Source organism: Thiomicrospira sp. (assembly GCF_036568485.1).
Taxonomy (GTDB): Bacteria; Pseudomonadota; Gammaproteobacteria; order Thiomicrospirales; family Thiomicrospiraceae; genus Thiomicrospira.
In genome coordinates this window covers 1-2,357 of sequence record NZ_DATCSL010000076.1, presented here as the reverse complement: position 1 = coordinate 2,357, position 2,357 = coordinate 1, and the positions used below count along the sequence as shown (strand labels likewise).

Genomic DNA, 2,357 nt, shown 5'->3' with positions numbered 1-2,357 from the left:
ATCGCGCTCGCGGTATTAGTGGCAACGGGTCAGCTACCAGCACAAGCCTTAGAAGGCCACGAGTTTTATGGCGAACTGGGCTTAAATGGCGAGTTACGCATTGTGAGCGGTTTGTTACCGGCTTTAATTAAAGCCAAAGCGGCCGGACATCGTTCGGTGATTCCATTACCAGGCCTGGTGGAAGCCTCTTTATTGAGTGATGCCGATATTTTAGGCGCGGCGCATTTGCTTGATGTCTGCCGTTATTTAATTGAAGGCACCGCGTTAAACACACCTCCTGAGCGTGTCGAGCAAAACTTAGATTATGGTGTGGATTTAGCGGATGTGCGTGGTCAGCATCAAGCCAAGCGCGCACTTGAGGTGGCGGCGAGTGGTCAGCATTCATTATTAATGGTGGGCCCGCCGGGGGCGGGAAAAAGCATGTTAGCGCAACGTTTAGTGACTTTAATGCCACCGTTAGACGAGAACCAAGCGCTTGAGGTGGCAGCCTTGCGTTCGGTAGCAGGTGAGCGCTTAGAGCCGACTCAGTTTTTCCAACGTCAATTAAGAAGCCCCCATCACACCTCTTCTGCGGCGGCAGTCATTGGCGGCGGTTGCAATTTCCAAAGGTTTTTGCAACATTACAAAGATTTCTGCTACAACTATTTAGCAACTTTATGCAGACTTACTCATAGGGTTTTATCAATATACACTTCTACCTGCTACATATCATGTATTGGGAGAGGTTATGCAAGATAAGCCTAAATCTTTCTGCATAGAAACATTATTTGATGACGATGTTTTAAGAGTTGTTAGGGCATATTGTCGCGTTAAAGAAAACAGCTCAGATCGCTCCAATCCATTAGTTATCATAGCTTTCAGAAGGCTTGATAATAATCGTATCGAATATGCAAAAGCTGCAATTGCAGAGCTTGACGTGTTGCGTATAGGCAGTATTTGGATTGGAAAAGTAGGTATTGAAAGTAATTTTAAAGACAAGAAGAATGTAAAAACTGGCTGGTTTGAGTTTAATCTTTCTAATCAAGAAACTGAGTTTCTTGATCTTAATACGATAGTTGGTAAATACGGTATTAATGAAGAAATTGGTAAAACTCGTGTAGCTAAACTTATAACAACTTCAAGCCAGGTTGTGTACATTCAGTCGCTCGAAATATTTACCTCGCTATATACTCCAAAAAATAAGAACATTCGTAGAGCTCTGCTGAATTTTGATTTAGACGGTGTTGTCGATAATTTCGCAAAAAAAAATCAACAGGGCATGATTGATGGTCAATATGTTATTCCAAAGGGTCTCGAACGTTCTAATGCCGTATTCATAGCCTATATTGGAAATAATCCCGTTACTCGACAACGTTTATCAAAAATCCGCTCCCAAATAAACCAGGGAGAGCGTTTTATTGATGCGTGCCCCTATCATCCGACAAGCTTATGTTTTGAAGCCGCTTATGAAAAAATTGAAGGAGCAATATTTGTTCATAGAATTAATAAATTCAGTACTCCAACCGATGTGTCTTTAGTTAAGGTAAAAGAAAAAGTTTTTAACACGCCGGATAAGCCTGCCGTTGATCGTAAGCCAAATTCAAAAACTACCGATCATGAAGAAATTGATGTTCAAAGTTCAACGCCGCCAGGCACAGGTAGTAGTACTCAATATATTGGTTCAAGCGTTGATGTTGATGATTCGAATGTAGTGAATGAGGTTGTTGTAGAAAGAAACGATCCTATTTCTATTCCCGTAGAAAAAGATGCTCATGAGCCAGAGCGTTTTTCTTCAGGAAGTGAACTTTCCAACAATGATCAAGTTGGAAAGCTTGCTATTGGAAGTAATCAGGCGAAGGAAGTATCAGGTATTCAGCAAGATTTTATTGAAGCTTTAGAGATGCTGAAAGCTTCAGATAAAAAAATGAGTGGCTTTGATATTTTAGGGTGTAGTGATGATGTTTGTGAAAGGGTTGCTGGTTTATTCTTTGCAATTGCATTTCCTAGCAATGAAGAAAGAGATGCAGGAAAAATGCTTTGGCACCACGTTAAGCGAAAGAAGATACAAGGTTCATTTCCTTCTGAGTATGCAATTACTTATCGAAAGATAGCCCTTGTTAGAGTGGATTATGATGGGCAGTTTTTTTATTTTGTAGAGATTCAACCTAGAACAAAAAGTGATAAATACCGTGGACTGGTGTTCACCAATCCGTCAGAGCAACTTACTTGCGATTTAATTTACGACATTATGGAGTGCATTAAAGCTGAGGATGGTCTGTTGTTAGAGGCGGAAAATGCCTTGGAGGATATCTTGGGTCAAGTTCGAATCTTTAAACATTCTAGACCTTTGGCACAGCGTTTAAAGAACTTGATGGAAG

At 40.9% G+C, this 2,357-nt stretch carries 2 protein-coding genes; both read left to right on the top strand.

From position 1 onward, the window contains the following. On the top strand, nt 1-738 hold a 738-nt coding region (locus tag VIM91_RS07640), incomplete at its 5' end, for an ATP-binding protein (RefSeq protein WP_331864227.1). After that, on the top strand, nt 728-2,357 hold a 1,630-nt coding region (locus tag VIM91_RS07635), incomplete at its 3' end, for a hypothetical protein (protein ID WP_331864226.1). The genes VIM91_RS07640 and VIM91_RS07635, both read left to right, overlap by 11 nt.